This is a genomic window from Citrobacter sp. S39 (assembly GCF_009495675.1).
Lineage (GTDB): Bacteria > Pseudomonadota > Gammaproteobacteria > Enterobacterales > Enterobacteriaceae > Citrobacter > Citrobacter freundii.
In genome coordinates this window covers 254,387-271,625 of record NZ_CP045555.1, presented here as the reverse complement: position 1 = coordinate 271,625, position 17,239 = coordinate 254,387, and the positions used below count along the sequence as shown (strand labels likewise).

At 50.9% G+C, this 17,239-nt stretch carries 18 protein-coding genes and 3 tRNA genes; 8 read left to right on the top strand and 13 right to left on the bottom strand.

What is annotated here, in order from left to right:
• Nucleotides 1-13 precede the first annotated feature (13 nt).
• The 6 genes from opgB to GFB57_RS01190 all read right to left on the bottom strand — a co-directional run bounded on the left by opgB (nucleotide 14) and on the right by GFB57_RS01190 (nucleotide 5,742).
• Nucleotides 14-2,305 carry a phosphatidylglycerol--membrane-oligosaccharide glycerophosphotransferase gene (gene opgB / locus GFB57_RS01215; protein WP_003019139.1) on the bottom strand — a complete coding sequence of 764 codons (2,292 nt, stop codon included), beginning with the start codon at nucleotides 2,303-2,305 and terminating at the stop codon, nucleotides 14-16.
• A gap of 231 nt (nucleotides 2,306-2,536) precedes the next feature.
• Nucleotides 2,537-3,028 (bottom strand): DUF2501 domain-containing protein, encoded by a 492-nt coding sequence (locus GFB57_RS01210; protein WP_003830016.1) that lies wholly within the window; start codon nucleotides 3,026-3,028, stop codon nucleotides 2,537-2,539.
• A gap of 70 nt (nucleotides 3,029-3,098) precedes the next feature.
• Nucleotides 3,099-3,836, bottom strand: a complete 738-nt coding sequence (gene dnaC / locus GFB57_RS01205) for a DNA replication protein DnaC (RefSeq protein WP_003019133.1) — start codon at nucleotides 3,834-3,836, stop codon at nucleotides 3,099-3,101.
• 2 nt (nucleotides 3,837-3,838) lie between these two features.
• Nucleotides 3,839-4,378, bottom strand: coding sequence for a primosomal protein DnaT (gene dnaT, locus GFB57_RS01200; RefSeq protein WP_003019130.1), 540 nt, complete (start codon nucleotides 4,376-4,378; stop codon nucleotides 3,839-3,841).
• A 123-nt stretch (nucleotides 4,379-4,501) separates the two neighbouring features.
• A complete protein-coding gene (locus GFB57_RS01195; protein ID WP_003019127.1) occupies nucleotides 4,502-4,975 on the bottom strand; it encodes a threonine/serine exporter in 474 nt (157 codons plus the stop codon).
• A complete protein-coding gene (locus GFB57_RS01190; protein WP_003019122.1) occupies nucleotides 4,966-5,742 on the bottom strand; it encodes a threonine/serine exporter ThrE family protein in 777 nt (258 codons plus the stop codon). The genes GFB57_RS01195 and GFB57_RS01190 overlap by 10 nt, the downstream gene beginning before the upstream one ends.
• Before the next feature lie 462 nt (nucleotides 5,743-6,204).
• Here GFB57_RS01190 and GFB57_RS01185 point away from each other — a divergent pair, with 462 nt between their 5' ends.
• Complete coding sequence (locus tag GFB57_RS01185; protein ID WP_003019119.1) at nucleotides 6,205-6,930, top strand: response regulator transcription factor; 726 nt, start codon at nucleotides 6,205-6,207, stop codon at nucleotides 6,928-6,930.
• On the top strand, nucleotides 6,891-7,568 hold the full coding sequence (gene bglJ / locus GFB57_RS01180; protein ID WP_008322137.1) for a DNA-binding transcriptional activator BglJ: 678 nt from the start codon (nucleotides 6,891-6,893) through the stop codon (nucleotides 7,566-7,568). The genes GFB57_RS01185 and bglJ overlap by 40 nt, the downstream gene beginning before the upstream one ends.
• Before the next feature lie 58 nt (nucleotides 7,569-7,626).
• Here bglJ and GFB57_RS01175 read toward each other — a convergent pair whose 3' ends face one another.
• Entirely contained in the window at nucleotides 7,627-8,085 is a 459-nt protein-coding gene (locus GFB57_RS01175) for a YbaK/EbsC family protein (protein ID WP_003019114.1), read from the bottom strand.
• A gap of 366 nt (nucleotides 8,086-8,451) precedes the next feature.
• Here GFB57_RS01175 and GFB57_RS01170 point away from each other — a divergent pair, with 366 nt between their 5' ends.
• A complete protein-coding gene (locus tag GFB57_RS01170; protein ID WP_003019111.1) occupies nucleotides 8,452-9,795 on the top strand; it encodes a PTS cellobiose transporter subunit IIC in 1,344 nt (447 codons plus the stop codon).
• A gap of 29 nt (nucleotides 9,796-9,824) precedes the next feature.
• Here GFB57_RS01170 and fhuF read toward each other — a convergent pair whose 3' ends face one another.
• Both fhuF and GFB57_RS01160 read right to left on the bottom strand, forming a co-directional pair.
• Complete coding sequence (gene fhuF, locus GFB57_RS01165) at nucleotides 9,825-10,613, bottom strand: siderophore-iron reductase FhuF (RefSeq protein WP_008322135.1); 789 nt, start codon at nucleotides 10,611-10,613, stop codon at nucleotides 9,825-9,827.
• A gap of 108 nt (nucleotides 10,614-10,721) precedes the next feature.
• On the bottom strand, nucleotides 10,722-11,798 hold the full coding sequence (locus GFB57_RS01160) for a diguanylate cyclase (RefSeq protein ID WP_003019105.1): 1,077 nt from the start codon (nucleotides 11,796-11,798) through the stop codon (nucleotides 10,722-10,724).
• A 255-nt stretch (nucleotides 11,799-12,053) separates the two neighbouring features.
• Between GFB57_RS01160 and GFB57_RS01155 the strand changes: the two genes are divergently transcribed.
• A complete protein-coding gene (locus tag GFB57_RS01155) occupies nucleotides 12,054-12,290 on the top strand; it encodes a DUF1435 domain-containing protein (protein ID WP_003019100.1) in 237 nt (78 codons plus the stop codon).
• 40 nt (nucleotides 12,291-12,330) lie between these two features.
• Here the strand turns inward: GFB57_RS01155 and GFB57_RS01150 are convergent.
• The 4 genes from GFB57_RS01150 to rsmC form a co-directional block, all read right to left on the bottom strand.
• Nucleotides 12,331-12,416, bottom strand: a tRNA-Leu gene (locus GFB57_RS01150).
• 32 nt (nucleotides 12,417-12,448) lie between these two features.
• Nucleotides 12,449-12,534, bottom strand: a tRNA-Leu gene (locus GFB57_RS01145).
• 28 nt (nucleotides 12,535-12,562) lie between these two features.
• Nucleotides 12,563-12,649 (bottom strand) — tRNA-Leu (locus GFB57_RS01140).
• Between the two features lie 221 nt (nucleotides 12,650-12,870).
• Complete coding sequence (gene rsmC, locus GFB57_RS01135) at nucleotides 12,871-13,902, bottom strand: 16S rRNA (guanine(1207)-N(2))-methyltransferase RsmC (protein ID WP_003019097.1); 1,032 nt, start codon at nucleotides 13,900-13,902, stop codon at nucleotides 12,871-12,873.
• A gap of 103 nt (nucleotides 13,903-14,005) precedes the next feature.
• Here rsmC and holD point away from each other — a divergent pair, with 103 nt between their 5' ends.
• The 4 genes from holD to prfC all read left to right on the top strand — a co-directional run bounded on the left by holD (nucleotide 14,006) and on the right by prfC (nucleotide 17,211).
• Nucleotides 14,006-14,419 (top strand): DNA polymerase III subunit psi, encoded by a 414-nt coding sequence (holD, locus tag GFB57_RS01130; RefSeq protein WP_003019094.1) that lies wholly within the window; start codon nucleotides 14,006-14,008, stop codon nucleotides 14,417-14,419.
• Nucleotides 14,388-14,834, top strand: a complete 447-nt coding sequence (gene rimI / locus GFB57_RS01125) for a ribosomal protein S18-alanine N-acetyltransferase (RefSeq protein ID WP_003019092.1) — start codon at nucleotides 14,388-14,390, stop codon at nucleotides 14,832-14,834. The genes holD and rimI overlap by 32 nt, the downstream gene beginning before the upstream one ends.
• A gap of 14 nt (nucleotides 14,835-14,848) precedes the next feature.
• Entirely contained in the window at nucleotides 14,849-15,529 is a 681-nt protein-coding gene (yjjG, locus tag GFB57_RS01120; protein WP_003019088.1) for a pyrimidine 5'-nucleotidase, read from the top strand.
• Nucleotides 15,530-15,621: 92 nt separating this feature from the next.
• Nucleotides 15,622-17,211, top strand: a complete 1,590-nt coding sequence (gene prfC / locus GFB57_RS01115) for a peptide chain release factor 3 (RefSeq protein ID WP_003019086.1) — start codon at nucleotides 15,622-15,624, stop codon at nucleotides 17,209-17,211.
• Nucleotides 17,212-17,239: the final 28 nt, after the last annotated feature.

Genomic DNA, 17,239 nt, shown 5'->3' with positions numbered 1-17,239 from the left:
GGGCGCTGTTTTTTTATCCCTGAGCAGCCACTATTTTGATTTCAACCATCCCGATCCCCAGCTTACGCGGTGAGTGACCGAGAATATTGCCCTCGTTGGTGGCGACCGGATCGGGTGGAACAATAACCAGCGTATCGGCATTCGCCGGGTTATCAAAATGTAAGGTAGTGGTGCTGACGTCATGGCCTAACACCAGCGTCTGTTCCTCGTTGCCAACGCGCACGGGGATCGGACGATTGGCATTGTCACCGAAGGCTTTCGCGGTAATGACCAGATCGAATTTCTTCGGTAGCGGGGCTTTGTACTCAATCGTTACTTCTTCGCTGAGCTGCGCATTGGACCAGCGTCCCCAGGATTCGGGGCGTGAAATACCGCTAAATTGTTTCACCTCTTCCGGCGCGCCCGCCACGTTGAAAACGAAGCTATCTGCTTTGTAGCGAATGTCGTTATCGACAATTTTCAGCGTATCGACGTTACCTTTGTAGCGCTCCATGTCGATCACCGTATCTTTAAATACGGTTTTACTTTTCCATTTGGCTTTGTCGACGTGCTGCACAATTTGCTGCCCGCCTAACTGACCCTGTGAAACGCACCAGTCGGTAGAAAGCGCCAGCTCCGGCGCCCACAGTTGCGCCATTTTGTAGCAGCGATCGACCCAGACAAAGTTATCGCGCGGGGCAAAATCAGCCAGCTGGAAGCGCAGCGGGGCCGAGTATTCGCTTTCCGGCAGCGGCTCGACGCGTTTGTCCGATACACGCAGCAGCAACGGCAAGCGGAAATGGCTGCCGGAGAAGGAGATCATATTTTTGTCCTGGTCGACGGTGAACTCTTTCATCTCTTTCGGGAAATTCCACAGGCGAATGATATCGGGCTTCCACGCCAGCATTTTTTCTTTAATGTTCAGGAATACTTCCGACACGGATTCGCTCGACAAGCTGCTACGGCCAAGACCGATAAAGTTATCGCCGCCGAGAATATCCAGTACCGTTGCGCCGTTATCCATCGTATTACGTTTTACCGCCAGCGTGTCCTGTTGCGGTTGGTCGCCGCGCAGCACGAAGAACAGGTTGTTACGATCCTGCTTGTTCAGATACTTCCATGCGGTGTTGTTCATCGCCAGATGATCGGAAGAAACAACGATAACGGTATCTTTAAACCACGGCGATGCTTTGATTTTATTGATAAATTCGGCAATGTTTTCCTGGCTGCAACTGACCGCGCTGAACGACTGGTTGGCCTTCCCGTCGATGTCATAACGTTTACGGTTGCAGCTACGTGAGATAAATCCATCCGGATGATGGGTATCCACGGTCAGGGTAAACAGTGAAAAACGCTGGCCCGAGCGCGAAAGCTCTTCGAATTTTTTCCAAGCTGCGTCCAGCACGGTATCGTCGTAGAAGCCCCAGTCGTTACGATAGGCCGGGTCCGCCACCACGCTTTTTAACTCTTCCGCACCGTACAGATGGTCAAAGCCGTGAGATTTCAGGAACACGTCTTTGCCGGCAAAGCGCAGGTTGGCACCCTGCACAAAGTAGTTCTGATAGCCGGAGTTTTTCAGGATATCGCCCAGACAGATATTGTTAGGGAAGAAACTTGAGACCGACGCCGAGGCGTTGCCTTCAAATGGCGCAAACAGCGGAATACCGCACTGGGAGGCGACCATGCCAGCGATGGTGTAATCGGTACCCGGCAGTTGCATGGTATTGCTGAAATCCAGACCTTCATTTTTTAACGCGCCGAGTTCCGGGGTCAGATCCGGGAACGCGTCGTTATTAAAATAGGTGCGCTCGAGGCTCTCACCGTAGATATACACCAGGTTCAGCTTCGGGTTGGGAATGGTTTTCGACGGCTCTTTATAATACGTCGTGAAATCCGGATCGCCATCGCGCGACTGCGACTTCACCAGTTCGGTTATCTGGTGAAACGCCGGGCTGGCGTCAACGGAGGCCAGCGCCAGCAGCAGGGCCAGCAGACTGTAACCCACATGATGCGGGTGATGGCGACGGCGGCGCAGGATCCAACCGAGCGCGACAAAAACCGTCGTCAGCGCCAGCGCGATGCCGACCCCCGGCAAAATATATTTTCCAATCCCCGCGCCGGTCAGGCTGTTGGTCAGCGTGTAGAGTACCGCGTCATTGATCCCGTCGCCGGTGAAATAGTCACTGGCGTACAGCGTGATATTCAGGACAATAAAAATCCCCAGCACCGTTAACGTGGCGGCAAACCACCAGGTGTTGCGACCCGCTTTCCAGGCGTAAATCAGCACTGAAGCGAGAAACAGAGTGATGGAGATTAATTCTGACAACGGTCGATCCTCAATAAACCGGGCACATGCCTGGCAGGCTAATCATTAGGGGAAAGCACAATGTAATAGCGATGTTATATTGCTGCAATTGTAGTGACATTAAATTACGTTGTTATTCAGAATTGGTTTAGATATGTGTGTTTTTTGCAGGGGATTTACTGGTTATTTAACGTGTGAATGTAATGGGGTAAAAAATAGATGCCGCGCAGGTTATACGCGGCATGTCGTGCGTCAGGAAATGAAGTTCATGCCCTGTTTTAACACCAGATCGCAGGCCTTGGTTTTAACCTGCTTCGCCAGCGAGCTGTTGCCAATCGTGTTCAGGTCCAGCTGTTGACCATCTTTGGCGTTGAGCAGACCCTGAATCCCGTCCATATAGTTGGTGTCTTGCTTCTGCTCAGGAGCACTGAGCCCCAGTTTATCCAGTACCTGGTTTTTGACGTTTTGCGTGTCGGTGACCGAGGCCAGCTTCTGTTTCGCGCAATATTCCAGGATCCCGGCGGCGTTATTCATGCTGCTGGAGGTCAACGACTGATTACTGCCATTCAGCAGGCTGGTCAGGGAAGAGAGCGACGAGCTGCTTTGCGAGCCGGAGCTTTGTTTGCTCAGCTCACTGGCCGCGCTGGAGAGCGAGTCCTGCCAGGAGGCAGCGAAAACGCTGGTGGAGATGAGCGTGCTGGCGGCAAGCGCACAGCACAGCAGACGTTTGGTAGTTTTCATCATTATATGCAACTCGTGTTATGCCTTTTCAGCGCAGTATAGCGCTGGCAGTCTTAGGAGTGGTCCTAATACGTTAATACTCTTTACCGGTGACCCGACTACGGTAGCTTTCCCAGTTAAAAATGACCCACAGGCTGTTGCCAAGGCGCATACGATCCATCACGCGCTCGCCCAGCAGCTTGTTCATTTCATCCATATTGCTGTTAGTTAACATGCCGGTCGGACGTTTTGAGGATGAACGGCGATCGACAATCTGATTAATAATCACTTTTTCATAGCGGGATTCGGTCTGCATGCCGATCTCGTCGATCACCAGCAGATCCACATTGCTCAGATCGTTGAGCAGCTGTTCTTCGCTGGTTTCACGATTGCTGAACGTCTCTTTCATCGCCGACATGATATCGGCCACGGTAATGATCAGTACCGACTTGCCGCGCAATAGCAGTTCGTTGCAGATGGCGGCGGCCAGATGGTTTTTGCCGGTGCCGGGTTTGCCGGAAAAGATAAAGCTGGCGATGTTGCCGTCAAACTCTTCAACGTATTGGCGGGCTTTGCTCAGGGCGTTCATCTGACCTTCGCACTCAACCCGATAGTTTTCGAACGAACAGTTCTGATGCAGCGGACGGATACCGGAACGGTTGAATGTGCGCTGCATTTTCATGGCCCGGTTTTCGCGGGCCAGCGCTGCGGCACGAATTTCACCTTGCTCTTTTTGCCATGCCAGCAGCTCCTCGCCCGTTTTAAAGGCGGGCTCGACATTAGGTGGCATCATTTTTTGCAGACGTTTCATCAGGTCGCCAACGTTTTTCATCGTTATCCTCTAAAACCCGGTGGAATGTGGCTGTCAGGTTCACTGACGCTGTTCACATCGCGCTTTGGCATTCCGCCATTGCTGGCCCGTCCAATCTGAATGCTGCGCGCCAGTTTTTGCTGCCACTGAATATGGTGAAAGACTTTGCCTTCAGCCTGCCAGTAGGCAACAAATGAGGCCAGTTCTTCAGCAGTAACCGGCTCTCGCAACGCTACGCCCCATAAAGCGGCCTGACGCTGAAAATCGGCATCAGGCTGCCAGGCAGCGTACATCGCAAATTTCCCCATTGGCACGGCAACGGGAGCGGTTTGCGGCTCTTCATAAAATTGATCATCCAATGTCACATCGCTTCCCGGGCGTGACAGTTTCTCCTCAAGCGCCAACAGCTCAGCCAGTCTCGCAGGCGTCACCGCGTAAAACGCTGGTGCATTGTTAGCGAATACGGCTACGGCGCCACCCGCAGACTTGGCCAGCACAGCGTGGTGATCGTGTAGTAAGGCGTCAATGCTCGTGACGTCTGGCGTCAAAATTTTGCAGGGCATAATGTTTCTCAATACTGAACAACAACCGAGAAGGGGACTGCTTTTATAGTAACACAGAGAAGAAGGAGAGCAGCAGGTGAGGGGAGATTCCCCTCTCTGCACGGCATTAAAGAAAGTGTACCGTCAAACGCGTGGACGTTTGCGATACAGCCATAATCCTGGCACGGACAGACCGATGGAGAGCGCACCGACAATCGATGAGGCTTTCAGGAAGTTGGTCAGCAGGGTAATCATCAGCACTTCGCTGTAACCAAAATGGCCGATTTTTACCGCTGAGATCATGGCTGTGTAGGCGGAGATCCCCGGAAACATAGGGATCACTGCCGCGACGGTGAAGACTTTCGGATGCGCCAGATACCAGCGCGACCACTGGATCCCAATGCAGCCGACCAGCAGCGACGCCATAAATGTTGACCATTCAATATTAAACCCTGCGGTCATCATCACCATTCGTGAGCCGTGACCGAGTGCACCGAGTAATGCGCACCATGGGAGCGCCCGATGGGGGACATTGAATACCATGGCAAAGCCAAGCGCTGGGATCGCCGACAGGATCATATCCTGCATCAGCGCCAGTATGAAATCGATCACGCCCATCCGCGCAGCCCCCATAAGGTCATCGACACGATCACGCCAATACAGGTCGCCAACGTAAGCAGACTGGCAATAGCCCAGCGAGCGAGTCCGGTATTAATGTGTCCCTTAAACATATCCGCGACGGAGTTGATCAACGGAAAACCCGGAACCAGCAGTAGCACGCTGGCGGCCATAGCGATAGTCGGAGTATTGCTAAAGGTCGGCAACGTCAGCAGCAAACCTGAAATGGTGGTCGCCACAAAGGCGGTGATGCAAAAATTGATTTGCGGATGCAAATGCCGGGATGCCAGTATCTGGCGGATATACATCGCCACCATGCTGGCGAAAAAGGTGATCACCGCACCATCCCATCCGCCGTTATTGAGTTTACAAAAACAGGCGCAGGATAAACCGACCATCAGGGCGACCAGCCATCTTGGATAGCGCAGTGGTTTAATCTGGCTAAAGCGTTTCTCTACGCCTTTAACATCCAGCAGTTTATGTTCCGCCAAAATGACAATGTGCTGCACTTCTGTCACGACGTGCATATTAATGCCGCGATCTTGATTTTTTCGCGTTGATGTCAGGCATTGCCCGTCTTTAATGGTGGTCAGGACGATAGCGTTAGAGGAGATAGCGCTTTCTACACTATCCATGCCAAGCGCCAGCCCGAGGCGGGTGGAAAGCTCGTCAACCAGCGCGCTTTCTGCCCCATGCTGAAGTAAAAAAAGACCGCATTGAATACATAACCGTGTAACCGTTCGCTGTGACGACTGCTCTGTTTGCATGGTTCGCTCTGACTGAAAAGGATCTCTTTGAGTGACGAATGTTTACTTTTATCATGAAGCATGAGCCCGCTGGCTCTGGCTAAGATCAATCTTTGTGTCGAAAAAAGACACCGACGATACGGTTATGGCATATTAACACTCCCCACCCGCCGAGGTATGAGAGGGCGCATGACTGTAATGTAGCGTTATTTATCCGGATGGCAAATACATAAGCCATGCTAACGACCTATTGTAGTTATTTTAATTTTACAAATAACGTATTTATGCGTAATCATGTAATAATAGCTTGACAGTTTGGCTTTATCTGGATTGTAGTGCCAATACTTTTATTTTAATAAACGCCAAGGATAAGCAATTCACCCCGTTTATTGTTCGGAGTATTTTCTCGTGAATTAATGGCTATTAATTTATTCGGGAAAACTGAATTAAGTACGATTACGGACTGGTGAGTGTGGAGGGGATATGTTGCAAGGACGCTGCAAAAACGCAATTATTATTAGTAAATCACCGATTATACAGACCGGGCTTAAAGGTATAATACAGGCGCAGTTTGCCGATTACGAACTCACATACTGTCGTTCTGTTGAAGAGCTAACATTATTACAATTACGGTATGCTGATTTGGTTATTGCTGATTTAACTGGAGACTGCAATTATCCTCGTTCAGTCTGCGAACAATATTATTCTTTATTATCTCAATACCGTGATATTCACTGGGTCTTTCTCGTCTCTCGTATTTTTTATCCTTTGGCTATTGAGCTACTGATGTGTCCTGTCAGTTCGCTACTCTCTGATGCAGAGCCGATAGAAAGTTTAGTGAGCGTCATTCACGCAGGAAATGCGCGAGCAGAAAGAATAAGTAAGACACTACTTTCTCCACCTGCCATGCCGCAATTGTTAGATCATAGCGCGCGCTCAATAGTCCTCACTCTCTCTGAAAGGAAAGTGCTGCGCCTCCTTGGGAAAGGCTGGGGAATTAATCAGATTGCGATGTTGCTGAAGAAAAGCAATAAAACAATCAGTGCCCAAAAGAATAGCGCTATGCGTCGCTTGTCGATAAATAGCAATGCAGAAATGTATGCCTGGATAAATAGTTCTCAAGGATCGCGAGAACTTAATTTACCTTCAGTTTATGGAGAAACCACGGAATGGAAAGCAGAATCATCAAAAGAAACGTTGCACTGGTAGAAAAGTGTACAATGAGCAGTGTAGGTATTAATAGTTTATTTAATACCATGCCAGATGACCAATATAAACTTCATCTCTTTTCTAGCCAGCCCACTTTTAGTCAGGCAATGTTAAAGATGTCGTTTTCGGCGGTTATTTTCTCCCTCTCTGCAATCAGAACCGATCGCCGGGCTGGGTTGGCTTATCTGACTGAACTGGCGGTAAATTTCCCGCGGATTCGCCGGGTGGTAATTGCCGATGATGACGCTGAAGCGCGCTTGATTGGCTCTTTGTCGCCGTTGCCGTTAGATGGTGTTGTAAGCAAATCATCTTCGTTAACCGTGCTGCAGAACGCATTATTTACGGCATTGAACGGTCCCAGCCGGGGAACCGAAGGTTCTAAAAATCACTGGTATATCAATCAATGCCGCATGCTCAGTCCAACAGAACGAGAAATTCTGCGCTTTATGTCGAATGGATATTCAATGCCGCAGATAGCCGTTCAGTTGGAGCGGAATATTAAAACCATTCGGGCACATAAATTTAATGTGATGTCTAAACTGGGCGTGAGCTCAGATGCCGGACTGCTTGATGCGGCAGATATCCTGCTGTACCTGCGCGCAGGTGAACCCGCTCCATTTCTACAGGCGGTTTCTTAACGGCAATGCTAATCGTAACGTGCTGGTGTGAGCAACCGGCACGGGGCGTATTATAACCTTACTGACAGACATCCACCCAGGTGGCAGAAGTTAGTTCAGCCATTCTCTCAGGCGTAATGCGAACAGCGCTGTGGATGGCACCTGCGGCAGGCAACACTTCAGCGTAGTGCTTCAGAGAAACATCACAGTACACTGAAATCGGTGTTTCTAATCCGAAGGGGCAAACGCCGCCAACGGGATGCCCCGTCGCGCTCACGACCTCATCACTACTCAACATACGGGCTTTGGCACCGAACGTACTCTTTAGCTTTTTATTATCCAGTCGGGCATCACCTTTTGCCACGACCAGGATGATGTCGTTCTTCACCTTTAGCGAAAGTGTTTTCGCTATCTGGCCAGGTTCAACGTTATGGGCTTTTGCTGCCAGATCAACGGTTGCTGTGCTCTGATCTAATTCGATAATCTCAATATCTGGTGCATGTTGCGCCAGGAATTGACGTACTGATTGCAAACTCATTCTTCTCTCCCTATCGCTTACAGATAACCCTGCACAGCAGAAAACATGCAGGATGTAATTTGTCATAGGGGCAACCGCACTGTAAATATTTTATTGTAACAACATAGCAACATTAGCAGTTTTTCGATCGTCTTCACAATCAAAGAAACCGGTTACAGTAACCGGTTGCAGAATGCTGAAATGACGATTAATACTGAAGTTGTCACTTCCTCTGTATCACATAATAAGAGCCATCTATGAAACTTAACTCGAATAGCGGTAGTGCTGGTGTTCCTCCCGGCACGGTTGCGAAAAGTGGTAATGGGCTTTACGTGGTGGTGTTGATGCCAACACGGTTGCAGGATTTTGCACAACGGGAGAACGGCTATGTCTACTAACCATGCTGTGTTTAACGTGATTTTCCGCTTTGTTGAAAACTATGTTAGCCCTGTTGCCGGGCGCATCTCTTCACAACGTCATGTCATGGCTATTCGTGACGGTTTTATTTCGGCGATGCCTTTTATGATTGTAGGCTCTTTTCTGCTGGTTTTTGCCTATCCGCCATTTTCTCCGGATACCACCTGGGGATTCGCCCGTGCGTGGCTGGATTTGGCAAAACAGTTTGAAGGCCAAATCCTCACACCGTTTGATATGACGATGGGGATCATGTCGGTCTACATATGTGCGGCTATTGCTTATAACCTGGGCAAGCACTATGTGAAGTCGCATCAGTTAGATCCGTTTATGTGTGCGATGCTATCAATCATGGCTTTTTTGCTGATTGCCGCGCCAAAAACCAAAGGCACGATGCCGATTGATAGTCTGGGAGGAACGGGGATTTTCACCGCCATCCTGGTAGCCATTTACTGCGTTGAAATGATGCGCTTCCTGAAGGCGCACAACATTGGCATCCGTTTACCCGATCAGGTGCCGCCGATGATCAAAAACTCTTTCGATCTGCTGATCCCGGTGCTGGTGGTGGTGCTAACGTTGTACCCGCTAAGCCTGGTGATACAGTCGCAGTTTGACATGCTGATCCCGCAGGCCATTATGGCCATTTTCAAACCACTGGTGTCGGCTGCAGATTCTCTCCCAGCGATCCTGCTGGCGGTATTGATCGGCCATCTGCTGTGGTTTGCCGGTATTCACGGCGCGGCTATTGTGTCGGGAATGCTGCAAATGTTCTGGCTCACCAATCTCGGGATGAACCAGTCGGCGCTGGCGCAGGGTGCGCCGTTGCCGCATATCTTTATGGAAGCGTTCTGGACATTCTTCATTGTGGTTGGTGGTTCCGGCGCGACGATGGGGTTGGTGATTTGCTATCTGCGGAGTCGTTCCGCTCATCTACGCTCGATTGGGCGTCTGAGCGTGGTCCCCAGCATTTTTAATATTAACGAACCGGTGATATTCGGTACGCCGATTGTCATGAACCCGGTGTTTTTTATCCCCTTCCTGCTGGCTCCGATGGTGAATGCGGTACTGGCGTGGGCGGCGATGAAACTGGATTTAATTGGGCGGGTAATTTCAGTAGTTCCCTGGACGGCCCCAGCACCGGTTGGCGCCGCATGGGCGTTAGGTTGGGATTATCGTGCGGCTATCCTGGTGGTGCTGTTGGCGCTGGTATCGGCCGTTATCTACTTCCCGTTCTTTAAGGTCTACGAAAAGCAGCTATTAGCGCAGGAAAAAGAAGAAGCGCAGCGTATGGAAGAGGAAAACCAGCAGGTTGCATAAATATCTGGCGAGGGGCTACGGCTCCTCGCTTACTTCAGCGTGCAGTCTCCGCATTGCTGAACGTCAGGCAGGCGATAGCGTTGGCAGCAGGTTCTGCGCACTAACAGCCCTTCACGCGGAACAACGGTACGCCATAGAGGATTATCCTGACCGCAGGAAAGTTGTTTCTCAAAAAAGCAGGTCTGGCGCAGCGTGGTCAGCAGTTCTTCACCTAACAACGGCTTCATTTCCGTTAAATACCAGTGAATTAAGTATCCGGTGTTGCTCCAGATAAGCTTTGCGTTGATCTCACCCGTCGCTTCCAGCGCCTGCACAACCGGCGTTAGCGCTGAGATAATCAGCGTTTCCATGCGTTGTTGAGGAGACAGGGCTGTAGCCAGATGATCCTGATGGACATCGATCCAGAAGCAGGCTGCTCGGCCCGTTTCGTGGAATTCTACGTGCATGTGTTCAGGAGAGACGTCTATAGCCTCTTTTTGCGTCAGCAGGGCCACCATTAACGGGGGCATCATCAGACCGATATACCATTGCGCCCAAAGAGATATCAGGGGCTTATTTTCGCGGGGCAGCGTGGGCTGGTTGCGATAGATATGGTCTGAATAAACAGCGAGCAATGAACTTAGCGTCGTCGGTTGCGTCCATTCATGCAGCGTCATTGCACCTGGCACAGGCGTTTCGTCAAGACGAATGAAGTCCAGCAAGTGCTCGCGAGTTTTGGCTATCGTTGCGCGTACGGCAGCAGCCAGCGAGGGCATCTCTGAGGGGAGATGGCTACGCCAGATGACATCTTCAACGATCGGTGCGGAACGATAAGCCATGTCGATATAAGGATGTTAATCTTAATGATAATGATTGCTAATCCTATAATTGGTGTTAAGCGATAGCAAGATCTTTGTCGCCATCTCCGGTGGCAGCGCACAGAAAACTCAGGTAGAAGGGCAGTTTACCCGTAGCTCATCGCTGACCAGAGTATTGTTACGCCCAAGATTCTTCGCCTCGTAAAGGGCTTTATCCGCTTTGGCAATAGCAGCATCAATATCCTGTTCGACCAGAGGTGCAATGCCGATACTGACGGTTACGTTGGTTGCCACGCTCTCATTAAACATGTGAGGGATTTTAAGGTCGTACACTTTCTGGCGGATACGTTCGGCGGCTGCCTGGGCCTGCTGTGGATCGACCGCGGTCAGCAAAATCATAAACTCTTCACCGCCAAAACGCGCCACCACATCCCTGGAGCGGACGGAGTCTCGGATGGCGGCAGAAACACGGATCAACGCCTGGTCGCCCATCATATGTCCGTAATGATCGTTATAGGATTTGAAATGGTCGATATCCAGCAGCAGAACGAAGTGTCTCGAATTACTTAAGGCTAACAGCGTATCGAGCCGGTGTTGCAGCCCCCGGCGATTATACAAACCGGTTAGCGGGTCGAGCATGCTGAGCCCGTTCAGGGTTTCTCGTTCCTCCAGCAGTTTGTACATCAGTTGCTGAGCGAACCCATCGTAGCGCTTTTGTATCACATGCTGGATGGCGATACCGGCCATAGGCAGCGCCATAAAATAGAAAATCCGCAAACCATGCTCGCTGCCGTTAAGCCATAAACAAACTGCGACGGAGGGAAGTGAGTGGAGCGTAAACGCGATGATATTATTGGCAAAAGCGATAGAGCCAATAAACAGTACGCTGAGAAGCGCTATTAACAGGAAATAATAATCATTCTGACCTAGAGCATTATATTTCAATAATATGTGTAACGCCCATAACAAGCCAAAAACGATTGAAATAAAAGGGAGATTAATTCTTTTATCCACGTATTTCCCATGCCATACCAGCAGCAGTGTACTCATCACCAGCATCAGCAACGCCGGTACTGATAAGGCTTTGACCGCAAACAGTGGGAAAAAAAGCGTAAACAGCGCGGAGACTGCGTTGAGCAGCAGAAACAGTCGTAAAGAGAGTTGGTATTTTTTGGTGCGCAGAGTTCGCCAGGATTGTACTGTCATAGGTAAATATTGTTAGTTATCTGCAATGTACGAAGGTGTGTTGGTAAATAAAACAAATAACGAACGGGGTATCATTCGCAGAGGTTTTTATTGTTTTTAGTTGAAGAGCTAACCGGTGAGCAATTTATCACCTTGGATTATTCGTGTCATCAATCGTTAAGTAAAACTCATATAATTGATAGTGTTTCACGGCTGACAAATGAGAAATTTTATCATATGATATTGGTTATCATTATCAATGTCGTAGGTGGAATCATGTTGCAACGTACGCTGGGCAGTGGATGGGGTGTTTTGCTGCCGGGAATGCTGATTGCCGGGATGGCATATAGCGACCTGTCGGTCTACGTATGGAAGGTGATGATTGTATTAGGATTACTACTGACTTCGCTCATGTTGTACCACAAGCGTTTACGGCACTTTGTTTTGTTACCTTCTTGCGCGGCGCTGATAGGTGGCATTGTTCTGGTAATGATGAACTGGAATCAGGGATGAACAAAACTAGAGAAGGAAATCGAGAGGGAAATAAGATAATTGGTGCGAGGGGGGGGACTCGAACCCCCACATCCTAAGGACACTAACACCTGAAGCTAGCGCGTCTACCAATTCCGCCACCTTCGCACAGTCATCTTATTTTTTTGATATCGCCTCGTTGGTGCGAGGGGGGGGACTCGAACCCCCACATCCTAAGGACACTAACACCTGAAGCTAGCGCGTCTACCAATTCCGCCACCTTCGCCCAGTGCGAGCAATATCAACGTGGATTATGGTGCGAGGGGGGGGACTTGAACCCCCACGTCCGAAAGGACACTAACACCTGAAGCTAGCGCGTCTACCAATTCCGCCACCTTCGCATACCATCGACACTCAAAAAGTATCGTTACCACGGAGGCGAATTCTAGAGATTTTATGCAGGGCGTCAACTGTTAATTATCGAACTTAACGTGATTGCCGAAAAAAAAGGCGTTTCTTCGGCTTTGGCGTTTTATGCAGGCCGGATAAGCGATAGCGCCATCCGGCGTTGCTCGATGTCATGCCGGATGTCGGCGTAAACGCCTTATCTGGCCTACAGCGGTTAGGCTTTTTTCGCCTGGCGCGTCATGATGGTGCGATAGACCTTGAAGCGCCCGGTCTGCGCGATAACTTCGTGGAAGCCAAACACTTCATCCAGAATCTTCGGATAAGGCAGGAAGGCGTTTGCCACGATACGCAGTTCACCGCCACTGTTCAGATGACGCACGGCGCCGCGAATCAGCGTTTGCGCGGCATCAAGGCTGGTCTGCATTCCGTCGTGGAACGGTGGGTTGGAGATGATCATATCAAATCGGCCCGTTACGTCAGAAAAGACGTTACTGGCGATGACGTCACCTTCAATGCCATTGGCTGCAAGCGTTGCACGGCTGGCTTCAACGGCGGCGGCGCTAACATCGCACAGGGTTAAGCGCACTTTCGGCGAGTGGCTGGCTAAGGCGACGGAGAGAACGCCTGCGCCACAGCCGACATCCAGCACTTTGCCTTTGGTGTGCGGCGTCAGCGTGGAGAGCAGCAGTTGGCTGCCAACATCCAGGCCGTCACGGCTGAAGACGCCCGGCAGCGTTTTGATGGTCAGATTTTCTGTCTGGTATTCATCCCAGTATTTTTCTGCATCAAAGACCGGCTGTTTTTCCAGACGACCGTGGTACAGGCCACAGCGACGTGCGCTGTCGACTTTGTTTAACGGTGCGTATTCGGCCAGCATCTGCTCTGCGCTACGTACGCCGCTGCGATTCTCACCGACAACAAAAATATCGGTGCCAACCGGTAACAGCGACAGAATGTTCATCAACTGGAACTGGGCTTCTGGCTTATTCTTTGGCCAGTAGTAGATCAGCGTATCGCTATCGGCAACGTCATCGGCCTGCGCGACGAGGCTGAAGCGGACGTTGTCGCCCATCTGGCGGTTAAGCACCTGCCAGTGGTGAAGTTGCTGAGTGTGCGCTCGGCTGGCGGCACTTTCAAAATGGGCAGGCAGGTCATCCTGCAAATCACCGGCAAACAGAATACGGCTTTGTTCGAAATCATCACTGTGGCGCAGCAAGACTTCACTTGCCGGGGTAAAAGCAGACATGGAATGCTCCTTAAATTGTACAGCGGGGGATTATAGTTGTTTGATGGCACGGATTCGACAAATTTGCTATATTTGCGCCCCTGATAGACAGGAGTGTTTCGCTATGACATCCCGACGAGACTGGCAGTTACAGCAACTGGGCATTACGCAGTGGTCGTTGCGTCGTCCTGGCGCACTGCAGGGCGAGATCGCGATTTCCATTCCTGCGCATGTCCGTTTGGTGATGGTTGCTGCACAGTTACCCGAGCTAACCGAACCATTGATGAGCGATATTTTACGCGCATTAACCGTCAGCCCGGATCAGGTTTTACAACTGACGCCTGACCGTGTCGCCATGCTGCCGCAAGGCAGTCGCTGTAATAGCTGGCGGCTGGGAACTGAAGAGCCGCTGCTGCTGGAGGGCGCTCAGGTCGAGAGTCCTGCGTTTAATGAATTACGGGAAAACCCAGCGGCACGCGCCGCGTTATGGCAACAAATCTGCGCATATGAACACGATTTCTTCCCTCGAACCGACTGATTTACCCGCAGCATTTCATATTGAAAAACGCGCCCACGCTTTTCCGTGGAGTGAAAAAACATTTGCCAGCAACCAGGGCGATCGCTATCTCAATTTTCAGTTGAGGGTTGATGACGTGATGGCGGCTTTTGCGATTACGCAGGTCGTGCTGGATGAAGCTACGCTGTTCAATATTGCCGTCGATCCTGACTTTCAGCGCCGTGGGCTGGGGCGTGAGCTGTTGGAGCATTTGATCGATGAGCTGGAAAAGCGTGGCATTTTGACGCTGTGGCTTGAAGTGCGCGCTTCGAATGCGGCCGCTATCGCGCTGTACGAAAGCTTAGGCTTTAACGAGGCGACGATCCGTCGCAATTACTATCCAACGGCCGATGGTCACGAAGACGCCATCATCATGGCGTTGCCAATCAGCATGTAAGACAAGGTGTAATGATGAAGAAGTGGGACTGGATTTTCTTTGATGCCGACGAAACGCTGTTTACATTTGACTCGTTTACCGGCTTACAGCGGATGTTTCTCGACTATAGCATTACCTTTACCGCTGAAGATTTTCAGGACTACCAGGCCGTGAATAAACCGCTGTGGGTGGATTACCAAAACGGCGCGATTACCTCATTACAACTGCAGCATGCCCGTTTTCAGAGCTGGGCCGAACGACTGAAGGTTGAACCGGGCCAGCTTAATGATGCATTCATCAATGCGATGGCGGAGATCTGCTCGCCGTTGCCGGGGGCGGTTTCTCTGCTCAATGCGATTCGTGATAAAGCGAAAATCGGCATCATTACTAACGGCTTTACCGCGTTGCAGCAAATCCGCCTTGAGCGGACGGGGCTGCGCGATTATTTCGACCTGCTGGTGATTTCTGAGCAGGTTGGGGTGGCAAAACCTGATTCCCGTATTTTTGACCATGCGCTGGAGCAGGCGGGCAATCCTGACCGTTCTCGCGTGCTAATGGTGGGTGACACCGCAGAGTCCGATATTCTTGGCGGCATTAACGCCGGGCTATCCACCTGCTGGCTAAATACGCACCACCGCGAGCAGCCAGCGGGCATTCAGCCGACCTGGACCGTAGCGTCATTAAGCGAACTGGAGCAGCTCCTGTGTAAACACTGATTGCCTCCCCCCCGTTGATGGGTAAAATAGCCGCAATTTTTCGTATTCAACTTGCCCGGCCCGTTGCCGTGCTTACCTAAGAAGATTTGACTATGACGTTGTCTCCTTATTTGCAAGAGGTGGCCAAACGCCGCACTTTTGCCATTATTTCTCACCCGGATGCCGGTAAAACGACAATTACTGAGAAGGTACTGTTATTCGGACAGGCCATTCAGACCGCCGGTACGGTAAAAGGCCGTGGCTCCAGCCAGCATGCAAAATCTGACTGGATGGAAATGGAAAAGCAACGTGGTATCTCCATTACCACCTCTGTGATGCAGTTTCCGTATCATGACTGCCTGGTGAACCTGCTGGACACCCCGGGGCACGAAGACTTCTCCGAAGATACCTATCGTACTCTGACGGCGGTGGACTGCTGCCTGATGGTTATCGATGCTGCAAAAGGCGTTGAAGATCGTACCCGTAAGCTGATGGAAGTTACCCGTCTGCGCGATACGCCGATCCTGACCTTTATGAACAAACTCGACCGTGACATCCGCGATCCGATGGAGCTGCTGGATGAAGTTGAGAACGAACTGAAAATCGGCTGTGCGCCGATCACCTGGCCGATTGGCTGCGGTAAGTTGTTCAAAGGTGTCTATCACCTTTATAAAGATGAAACTTACCTGTATCAGACCGGTAAAGGCCACACCATTCAGGAAGTGCGTGTTGTTAAAGGTCTTAACAACCCGGAACTTGATACTGCCGTGGGTGAAGACCTGGCGCAGCAGCTGCGTGACGAGCTGGAGCTGGTGCAGGGCGCGTCCAACGAGTTCGACCATGAGTTGTTCCTTGCGGGCGAAATCACCCCGGTCTTCTTCGGTACCGCGTTGGGTAACTTCGGCGTTGACCATATGCTGGATGGCTTAGTGGAGTGGGCGCCTGCGCCGATGCCGCGTAAAACCGACACCCGCGTCGTCGAAGCCTCAGAAGAGAAGTTCACCGGTTTCGTGTTTAAAATTCAGGCCAACATGGACCCGAAACACCGTGACCGTGTGGCGTTCATGCGTGTGGTATCCGGCAAGTATGAGAAAGGCATGAAAATGCGCCAGGTGCGCATTGGTAAAGACGTGGTGATCTCCGACGCACTCACCTTTATGGCCGGTGACCGTTCTCATGTGGAAGAAGCGTATCCGGGCGATATTCTCGGCCTGCATAACCACGGCACTATCCAGATCGGCGATACCTTTACCCAGGGCGAAATGATGAAGTTCACCGGTATTCCGAACTTCGCGCCGGAGCTGTTCCGTCGTATTCGCCTGAAGGATCCATTGAAGCAGAAACAGCTGCTGAAAGGGCTGGTTCAGCTGTCAGAAGAGGGTGCCGTGCAGGTATTCCGCCCGATCGCCAACAACGATCTGATCGTCGGTGCGGTGGGTGTGCTGCAGTTTGACGTGGTGGTTTCACGTCTGAAGAGTGAGTACAACGTTGAAGCGATTTATGAATCCGTCAACGTGGCGACTGCGCGCTGGGTAGAATGTTCTGACGTGAAGAAATTCGAAGAATTTAAGCGTAAGAACGAAATTCAGCTGGCGCTGGATGGCGGCGATAACCTCACCTATATCGCGCCAACCATGGTTAACCTGAATCTCACCCAGGAACGTTACCCGGACGTTCAGTTCCGTAAAACACGCGAACACTAATCGACCTTCCAGGGCACGGTATCCGCCG

Excerpts from the sequence above, each read along its gene's own strand:
- fhuF (WP_008322135.1), bottom strand. The coding sequence starts at position 10,613 with ATGGCTTATCGTTCCGCACCGATCGTTGAAGATGTCATCTGGCGTAGC.
- holD (WP_003019094.1), top strand. The coding sequence starts at position 14,006 with ATGACATCCCGACGAGACTGGCAGTTACAGCAACTGGGCATTACGCAG.
- GFB57_RS01155 (WP_003019100.1), top strand. The coding sequence starts at position 12,054 with ATGTTGCAACGTACGCTGGGCAGTGGATGGGGTGTTTTGCTGCCGGGA.
- GFB57_RS01170 (WP_003019111.1), top strand. The coding sequence starts at position 8,452 with ATGTCTACTAACCATGCTGTGTTTAACGTGATTTTCCGCTTTGTTGAA.
- dnaC (WP_003019133.1), bottom strand. The coding sequence starts at position 3,836 with ATGAAAAACGTTGGCGACCTGATGAAACGTCTGCAAAAAATGATGCCA.
- rsmC (WP_003019097.1), bottom strand. The coding sequence starts at position 13,902 with ATGTCTGCTTTTACCCCGGCAAGTGAAGTCTTGCTGCGCCACAGTGAT.
- GFB57_RS01210 (WP_003830016.1), bottom strand. The coding sequence starts at position 3,028 with ATGATGAAAACTACCAAACGTCTGCTGTGCTGTGCGCTTGCCGCCAGC.
- bglJ (WP_008322137.1), top strand. The coding sequence starts at position 6,891 with ATGGAAAGCAGAATCATCAAAAGAAACGTTGCACTGGTAGAAAAGTGT.
- GFB57_RS01160 (WP_003019105.1), bottom strand. The coding sequence starts at position 11,798 with ATGACAGTACAATCCTGGCGAACTCTGCGCACCAAAAAATACCAACTC.
- GFB57_RS01175 (WP_003019114.1), bottom strand. The coding sequence starts at position 8,085 with ATGAGTTTGCAATCAGTACGTCAATTCCTGGCGCAACATGCACCAGAT.
- yjjG (WP_003019088.1), top strand. The coding sequence starts at position 14,849 with ATGAAGAAGTGGGACTGGATTTTCTTTGATGCCGACGAAACGCTGTTT.
- rimI (WP_003019092.1), top strand. The coding sequence starts at position 14,388 with ATGAACACGATTTCTTCCCTCGAACCGACTGATTTACCCGCAGCATTT.
- GFB57_RS01185 (WP_003019119.1), top strand. The coding sequence starts at position 6,205 with ATGTTGCAAGGACGCTGCAAAAACGCAATTATTATTAGTAAATCACCG.
- prfC (WP_003019086.1), top strand. The coding sequence starts at position 15,622 with ATGACGTTGTCTCCTTATTTGCAAGAGGTGGCCAAACGCCGCACTTTT.
- GFB57_RS01195 (WP_003019127.1), bottom strand. The coding sequence starts at position 4,975 with ATGGGCGTGATCGATTTCATACTGGCGCTGATGCAGGATATGATCCTG.
- GFB57_RS01190 (WP_003019122.1), bottom strand. The coding sequence starts at position 5,742 with ATGCAAACAGAGCAGTCGTCACAGCGAACGGTTACACGGTTATGTATT.
- dnaT (WP_003019130.1), bottom strand. The coding sequence starts at position 4,378 with ATGCCCTGCAAAATTTTGACGCCAGACGTCACGAGCATTGACGCCTTA.